Source organism: Mycobacterium sp. (assembly GCF_036273375.1).
Classification (GTDB): Bacteria; Actinomycetota; Actinomycetes; order Mycobacteriales; family Mycobacteriaceae; genus Mycobacterium.
The window spans coordinates 1-7,653 of the sequence record NZ_DASUHS010000153.1 but is presented as its reverse complement, the minus strand read 5'-3'; the positions used below and the strand labels follow the sequence as shown (position 1 = coordinate 7,653).

The window sequence follows — 7,653 nt, the reverse complement described above, 5'->3', positions numbered from 1 at the left end:
GCGAGGGCGCGGTACTGCTGGTCGATGCCGCGCAGGGCATCGAGGCACAGACCTTGGCCAACCTCTACCTGGCGCTGGACCGCGACCTGCACATCATCCCCGTGCTGAACAAGATCGACCTGCCCGCGGCCGACCCGGATCGCTACGCCGCCGAGATCGCCCACATCATCGGTTGCGAGCCGGGCGACGTGCTGCGCGTCTCCGGCAAGACCGGAGACGGCGTCGCCGACCTGCTCGATCACGTGGTGCGCGAGGTGCCGCCCCCGCAGGGCGAGGGCGACGCGCCGCTGCGGGCGATGATCTTCGACTCGGTCTACGACATCTATCGCGGCGTGGTGACCTACGTCCGGGTGATCGACGGCAAGATCACCCCGCGCGAACGCATCGCGATGATGTCCACTGGTGCCACCCACGAACTGCTCGAGGTCGGCATCGTCTCACCCGAGCCGAAGGCCAGCGACGGCCTGGGCGTGGGGGAGGTGGGCTACCTGATCACCGGCGTCAAGGACGTCCGCCAGTCCAAGGTGGGTGACACCGTGACGACGGCACGCCACGGTGCCGCGGAAGCGCTGACCGGATACCGCGAACCCAAGCCGATGGTCTACTCGGGTCTGTATCCGGTGGATGGTTCGGACTACCCGGTTTTGCGCGACGCCCTGGACCGCCTGCAACTCAACGACGCCGCCCTGACCTACGAGCCGGAGACGTCGGTGGCGCTGGGCTTCGGATTCCGTTGCGGCTTTTTGGGTCTGCTGCACATGGAGATCACCCGCGAGCGTTTGGAGCGCGAGTTCAATCTGGACCTGATCTCGACGTCGCCGAACGTGGTCTATCGCGTGATCAAAGAGGACAGCACCGAGATCCGGGTGACCAACCCGTCGGACTGGCCGGACGGCAAGGTCCGCGAGGTCTACGAGCCGGTGGTCAAGACCACAATCATCTCGCCGAGCGAATTCATAGGCACCATCATGGAACTGTGCCAGTCGCGTCGCGGCGAGCTGGGCGGCATGGACTATCTGTCACCCGAACGGGTCGAGTTGCGCTACACCATGCCGCTGGGCGAGATCATCTTCGACTTCTTCGACTCACTGAAGTCACGCACCCGCGGTTACGCCAGCCTCGACTACGAGGAGGCCGGCGAGCAAGAGGCTCAACTGGTCAAGGTCGACATTCTGTTGCAGGGCGAGGCGGTCGACGCGTTCAGCGCGATCGTCCACAAGGACGGGGCCTCGGCCTACGGCAACAAGATGACCACCAAGCTCAAGGAGCTCATCCCGCGCCAGCAGTTCGAGGTGCCCGTCCAGGCCGCCATCGGATCGAAAATCATTGCGCGCGAGAACATTCGCGCGATCCGCAAGGACGTGTTGTCGAAGTGCTACGGGGGTGACATCACCCGTAAACGCAAACTTCTGGAAAAGCAGAAGGAAGGCAAGAAGCGGATGAAGACCATCGGGCGCGTCGATGTGCCGCAGGAGGCGTTCGTCGCGGCGCTGTCCGCCGACGCCGCGGGGGACAAGGGCAAGAAATAGTCATGCGAATACGGGGGATTGCGACGGCGCTGTTGGCGGTCGCCGCGTTGGCGACGGGCTGCGGTGGGGTAGTGGCGGGCACGGCGAAGCCCGCGGCGAACCTGAAGCCGGGGCCGCTGAGTGGCGCGACGGTCAAGCAGGTGCTTCTCGACGGCGCGACGCTGTCGCGGATGCTCAATCAGACCTTCGTGGCGCGGGATCCGGCCGAATTCGGCGGGCCCGAAAAGCTTTATCAGGTCAAGCGATCGTCGCAGGCCGGTTGCCTGGGCGTGACGGCGATGTTGCAGCAGGGCGTGTACCGGGCCGCCGACGTGAAAGACGTTGCGGCGGAGTCGTGGTGGAACAACGGCGAACCGGCGCAGGTGATCGTGGTTGAGGAGGGCGTCGTCACTCTTCCGTCGGCCACTCAGGCCGGGGCGCTGTTCGCGCAGTTCTCCGAGCAGTGGCAGCAGTGCAACGGCATGACGACGTCGGAACAGTCCGGTCCGATCAGCACCACGAACGTCATCAGCGATGTCCGCGCCACCGATTCCACCATCGCGGCCACCAAAACCGCGACATCGATCCTGCCCAACATGCCGCCCCTGCGGCCCACCCCGCAGGCTCGCGCCATCGGTATCCGGTCGAACTGCCTTGTCGAGGTTCAGGTGGTGTTCTTCGGCGGGCGACGGTCGTCTGACCCGGGATCGGCGGACATCAACTCCAGCGCCATCGACGTCGCGCGTGCCCTGATGGACAAAGTCAGCGCTCTGGGCTGACGCCGCGCTTTACGGTGGCGACCGGCTTCGTTCAGCTGATCGCCACTACCTGATGGTGGCGACCCGCTTCGCCCGGCTACGCCGCGCTCGCGATCGCCACGTCACATCGGTGCGTTCGCCGGCTGGAACATGCCGGAGCCGTCGGCTTCCTCCTCAGCGCGGATGACATGCACCACAGCGTTGATCAGCGCCAGGTGGGTGAACGCCTGCGGGAAGTTGCCCAGTTGCCGGCCGGTGCGCGGCTCGATCTCCTCGGCGTAGAGGTGCAGCGGGCTGGCGTAGGACAGCAGCCGCTCACACAGGCGTTTGGCGCGCCGCACCTCCCCGATTTCGACCAGCGCCGACACCAGCCAGAACGAGCAGATCGTGAAGGTGCCCTCCTCGCCGGCGAGCCCGTCGTCGGTCTCCTCGACCCGGTAGCGCAGCACCAGGCCTTCCTGGGTGAGTTCGTCGGCGATCGCCATGACGGTGTTCCGCACCCGCGGGTCATCCGGCGGCAGGAATCGCGTCAGCACCACCAACAGCAGCGAGGCGTCCAGCGCGTCACTGCCGTAGCGCTGGGTGAACACCCCGCGCGAGTCCACGCCGTGCTGCAGGATGTCGTTCTTGATCTCCTCGGCGATCGCCCGCCACTGCTGGGCGTAGCTCTTCTCGCCCTGCCGCTCGGCCAGCTTGGCTCCGCGGTCGAGCGCCACCCAGCACATCACCTTCGACGACGTGAAATGCTGCGGTTCCCCGCGCACCTCCCAGATGCCGCGGTCCGGCTCGCGCCAGTGCTTGATCGCCTCCTCGACCTGCTTCTTCAGCACCGGCCACAACGTCTCGGGGACTTGCTCGCGTGATTTGGCGTGCAAGTAAAAGGAATCCAGGATGGAGCCCCAGATATCGTGCTGGATCTGGTCGTAGGCGCCGTTGCCGATTCGCACCGGCCGGGCATGGTCATAACCGGACAGGTGATGCAGCTCTTCTTCGACCAGGCTGCGCTCACCGCCCACGCCGTACATGACTTGCAGCGGGTGCCGCTCGTTGTGATTGGCGCCGGAGACGTCGGCGATGAAGGCGAAGAAGTCGTCGGCCTCGCGGTCCAGCCCCAGCGTGTACAGACCCCACAACGCGAACGTCGAGTCGCGTACCCAGGCATAGCGGTAATCCCAATTGCGTTCGCCCTGCGGCGTTTCCGGCAGCGACGTGGTGCTGGCCGCCAGCAGCGCACCGGTGGGCGAGTAGGTCAGGCCCTTCAGCGTCAGCGCGCTGCGCTGCAGGTACGCCCGCCACGGGTGGTCGGGGAAGTTACCGATGTTGATCCACTGCCGCCAACACTCGGTGGTCTGCCACATCTTGTCGGCGGCCTCTTGGTACGTCTGCGGCGCCGGGTGCTTGGTCCAGCTCAGCGCGACGAACACGTCGTCGCCTTCTTTCATCCGGGTGCGCGCGCGTGCCTCCCGGCCTTCGAGCCCGATGCGTAGATTGCTGGTGAGCCGCAGCGTGGGGTGGGCGTCGGGTTCCCTGGTGGCGCGCGCGACGGCCTCGCCGTACGCGTTGGCGGAGTACTCCCAGGTGGCGCCGACACGGTGGTAGTCGAACGCCGGCTCGCAGCTCATCATCAATTCGACCGTGCCGCTGACGCAACGCACGGTGCGCAGCAGTATGTGCTCGGCATCCCAATCCATCGGCGTGCGGCGATGCGTCCGCGACCGCCGCTCCAGGTCGTGCCAGGGGCCCATGACCAGCGCGTCACGCACGATCAGCCACCCGGTGTGAGTCTGCCAGGTGGTCTCCATGATGAGGCTGCCGGGAAGGTACCGGCGGGCCGAGGGCACCGAGACGCCGTAGGGGCCCAGCCGGAAGTGACCGGCGCTGCGGTCCAAGATCGCGCCGAACACGCTGGGGGAGTCCGGTCGGGGCACGCACAGCCATTCCACCGACCCGGCCGGGGAGATCAGGCAGGTGGTTTCCCAGTCCGACAGGAACGCGTAGTCGGCGATCGGTGGGAATGGGTTCCGCAGGGCGGCGCTAGGAGCGAGGGGTCCGGGCGTGCGCAAGTCGATGGACGACGACATCGGCGCTGCGGAGGCGGCTTGAAACGCGTCCTCGGGCATGGTGTCGGCCGGCTGGTCTTCGGGTTGGGCATGCAGAACCATCTGGACATCATCGCTGCTCAGCGGTCCCGCGTCCAACGTTTCGCCGACGTGGCGTGGCGCGCGCCTATCCCCTGCGTTTGGCGTGTTCGGGCAGCGGGCGCCGACCTTCACACATTGGTCTTCGGCAGCCGGGCCGAATAGGGTGGGCCCAGTGAACGCGTTCCTCAATTGGTGGGACGGCAACGAGCTTTGGCTTTCGGGGCTCCCTTTCGTGCTGCAGGCCATGGTGGTGGTGCCGATCGTGCTGGCGGTGGCCTACGCCGTGGCGCGCGTGTTGGATGGCCTGCTCGGCAAGGGCATTGAGCTGATGCGCCGCGCCCGCCACGCCGACGGGACACCCGAGTAACGCTCATGCCTCGATCGCACGTGACGCTGGTTCTCGGCATCCTGGTGGCGCTGGTGGTCGTCACGTGGTTGGTGACCCACTTGATGCACCACTAGCGGGCTTGGCCCGTTTGCTCGGCCCGCGTCGCGGTGGCGGCAACGTCAATTCCTGTTAGGCTTCCCGCCATGCGCGTGGCATTCGGCATTCCGGGCTGCTATCCCTTCGTGCACTGTTGTCGCTGACTCCCAAACCCGTACGCGGTCTGGTCTGGAGTTTTCGAATTCTCCTGAAGTTCTAGGTGCCTATCCGCAGAAACGGGACCAAAAATCCCTATACGTTCCGCATCGGAAGGCCCCTCAATGGACACCAGGACCGCATCACATTGGCGGCCCGTCCTCGCCCTTGCCCTGATTGCCGGCCTCCTTGCCGGATGTCGCGGCGGTGCCAGTGATGCCGTCGGTGGCGGTGGGCTATCCAATGCTCGCACCAGCATCACCCTGGTCGCGTACTCGGTCCCAGAACCGGGGTGGAGCAAGATAATTCCGGCGTTCAATGCCTCCGATGAGGGCAAGGGCGTGCAAGTCGTCAGCTCCTATGGGGCATCCGGTGACCAGTCCCGCGGTGTCGTCGACGGCAAGCCGGCCGACGTCGTGAACTTCTCCGTCGAACCCGACATCGCTCGTCTGGTGAAGGCCGGTAAGGTTTCCAAGGACTGGAATGTCGACGCCACCAAGGGAATTCCGTTCGGCTCGGTCGTCACGCTGGTGGTGCGAAAGGGCAATCCGAAGAACATCAAGGATTGGGATGACCTGTTGCGGCCGGGCGTCGAGGTCATCACCCCGAGCCCGCTCAGTTCCGGATCGGCCAAGTGGAATCTGCTCGCGCCGTACGCCGTCAAGAGTGAAGGCGGCGCCCATAGCGACGCCGGTGTGGATTTCATCAAGAAGTTGGTGACCGAACACGTCAAACTCCGTCCCGGATCGGGGCGGGAAGCCACCGATGTCTTCGTTCAGGGCAGCGGTGATGTACTGATCAGCTACGAGAACGAGGCCATCGCCACCGAGCGGGCGGGAAAGCCGGTCGAACACATCAATCTGCCGCAGACCTTCAAGATCGACAATCCGGTGGCCGTGGTCAACACCAGCCCGCATCTGGATGCCGCCGTCGCCTTCAAGAACTTCCAATACACGGCCGCGGCCCAAAAGGTCTGGGCGCAGGCCGGTTTCCGCCCGGTCGATCCGGCCGTCGCCGCCGACTTCCGAAACCAGTACCCGGTGCCGGCGAAACTGTGGACCATCGCCGACCTGGGCGGCTGGGCCACGGCGGATCCGCAGCTGTTCGACAAGGCCACCGGCAGCATCACCAAGATCTACACGAAGGCCACCGGATGACGGCCATCACGCCGGATCCCCTGGCCATCCGGCCCGAGCTCAGCGGTGACACACCACCGGGACCGCTTGCCGGGCGCGGCCGCGGGACTACCGCCCTTCGGGTCGGAGCGGCCACGGTGTGGCTGTCGGTGATCGTGTTGCTGCCGCTGGCGGCAATCGCCTGGCAATCCGCGGGTGGCGGCTGGTACGCCTTCTGGCTCGCGGTCTCCTCGAATGCCGCGGTCGAGTCGTTTCGGGTGACCCTGACGATCTCGGCCGGAGTCACCGTGCTCAACCTGGTCTTCGGCCTGGTGATCGCGTGGGTGCTGGTGCGTGATGACTTTCCGGGCAAGCGGCTCGTCGACGCGATCATCGATCTACCGTTCGCGCTGCCCACCATCGTCGCGAGCCTGGTGATGCTGGCGTTGTACGGCAACAACAGCCCGGTCGGCCTGCATTTGCAGCACACGTCTACGGGTGTGACGGTGGCGCTGGCCTTCGTCACGTTGCCGTTTGTGGTGCGCGCCGTCCAGCCGGTGCTACTGGAATTGGATCGCGAAACCGAGGAGGCCGCGGCGTCGCTCGGCGCCAGCGGCCCGAAGATCTTCACCTCCGTTGTGCTGCCGTCGCTGCTGCCCGCGTTGTTATCCGGTGCGGGCCTGGCATTCTCACGGGCCATCGGCGAGTTCGGATCCGTGGTGCTCATCGGTGGTGCGGTGCCGGGCAAGACCGAAGTGTCATCGCAGTGGATACGCACCCTGATCGAGAACGACGACCGCACCGGCGCCGCCGCCATATCGATTGTGCTGTTGGTCATTTCGTTTGTCGTGCTGCTCATTCTGCGGATCGTGGGCGGGTACGCGGCCAAGCGGGAGGAGCTGTCCGCATGACATCGTCTGCGGGAGTGCGCTATTGGTTGCGGTTCATCGCGCTCGGATACATCTTCGTCCTGCTGGTCGTCCCGGTGACGTTGATCCTGTGGCGGACATTTCAACCCGGGCTCGGCCAGTTCTACGCCTGGGTGAGCACGCCCGCCGCGATATCGGCGCTGAATCTGACGCTCCTGGTGGTGGCCATCGTGGTGCCCCTCAACGTCGTCTTCGGTATTCCTACGGCGTTGGTGCTCGCGCGCAACAGGTTTCGCGGCAAGGGCGTGCTGCAGGCCGTCATCGATCTGCCGTTCGCGGTCTCGCCCGTCATTGTGGGCGTCGCGTTGATCGTGTTGTGGGGGTCGGCCGGTGCGCTCGGATTTGTGGAGCAAGACCTCGGGTTCAAGATCATCTTCGGCCTGCCGGGAATCGTGCTTGCCAGCATCTTCGTCACGCTTCCGTTCGTGGTTCGCGAAGTCGAGCCGGTGCTGCACGAGCTGGGGACCGACCAGGAGGAGGCGGCGGCAACCCTGGGTTCGGGCTGGTGGCAGACCTTCTGGCGGATCACCTTGCCGTCCATCCGGTGGGGTCTGACGTACGGCATCGTGTTGACCATCGCACGTACCCTGGGGGAATACGGTGCCGTGCTCATGGTGTCGTC

General features: G+C 65.6%; 7 protein-coding genes. 6 read left to right on the top strand and 1 reads right to left on the bottom strand.

The annotated features are described in order from the left end of the window. Window positions 1-1,529: translation elongation factor 4 (gene lepA / locus VFW69_RS14555; RefSeq protein ID WP_526502222.1), on the top strand; the 1,529-nt coding region annotated here is incomplete at its 5' end. A gap of 2 nt (window positions 1,530-1,531) precedes the next feature. Then, window positions 1,532-2,287: a sensor domain-containing protein gene (locus VFW69_RS14550; protein ID WP_526502221.1), complete on the top strand. Its 756-nt coding sequence runs from the start codon at window positions 1,532-1,534 to the stop codon at window positions 2,285-2,287. 101 nt (window positions 2,288-2,388) lie between these two features. On the opposite strand, the gene VFW69_RS14545 is transcribed toward VFW69_RS14550, so the two are convergent. After that, window positions 2,389-4,428, bottom strand: a complete 2,040-nt coding sequence (locus VFW69_RS14545; RefSeq protein ID WP_526502220.1) for a glycoside hydrolase family 15 protein — start codon at window positions 4,426-4,428, stop codon at window positions 2,389-2,391. A gap of 151 nt (window positions 4,429-4,579) precedes the next feature. Between VFW69_RS14545 and VFW69_RS14540 the strand changes: the two genes are divergently transcribed. The 4 genes from VFW69_RS14540 to VFW69_RS14525 form a co-directional block, all read left to right on the top strand. Continuing rightward, on the top strand, window positions 4,580-4,774 hold the full coding sequence (locus VFW69_RS14540) for a hypothetical protein (protein WP_526502219.1): 195 nt from the start codon (window positions 4,580-4,582) through the stop codon (window positions 4,772-4,774). 338 nt (window positions 4,775-5,112) lie between these two features. Continuing rightward, complete coding sequence (locus VFW69_RS14535; protein WP_526502218.1) at window positions 5,113-6,144, top strand: sulfate ABC transporter substrate-binding protein; 1,032 nt, start codon at window positions 5,113-5,115, stop codon at window positions 6,142-6,144. Then, window positions 6,141-7,013, top strand: a complete 873-nt coding sequence (cysT, locus tag VFW69_RS14530) for a sulfate ABC transporter permease subunit CysT (protein WP_526502217.1) — start codon at window positions 6,141-6,143, stop codon at window positions 7,011-7,013. Before VFW69_RS14535 ends, cysT begins: the two co-directional genes overlap by 4 nt. After that, window positions 7,010-7,653, top strand: a 644-nt coding sequence (locus tag VFW69_RS14525; RefSeq protein ID WP_526502216.1) for a sulfate ABC transporter permease, incomplete at its 3' end; no start/stop codon positions are given. The genes cysT and VFW69_RS14525, both read left to right, overlap by 4 nt.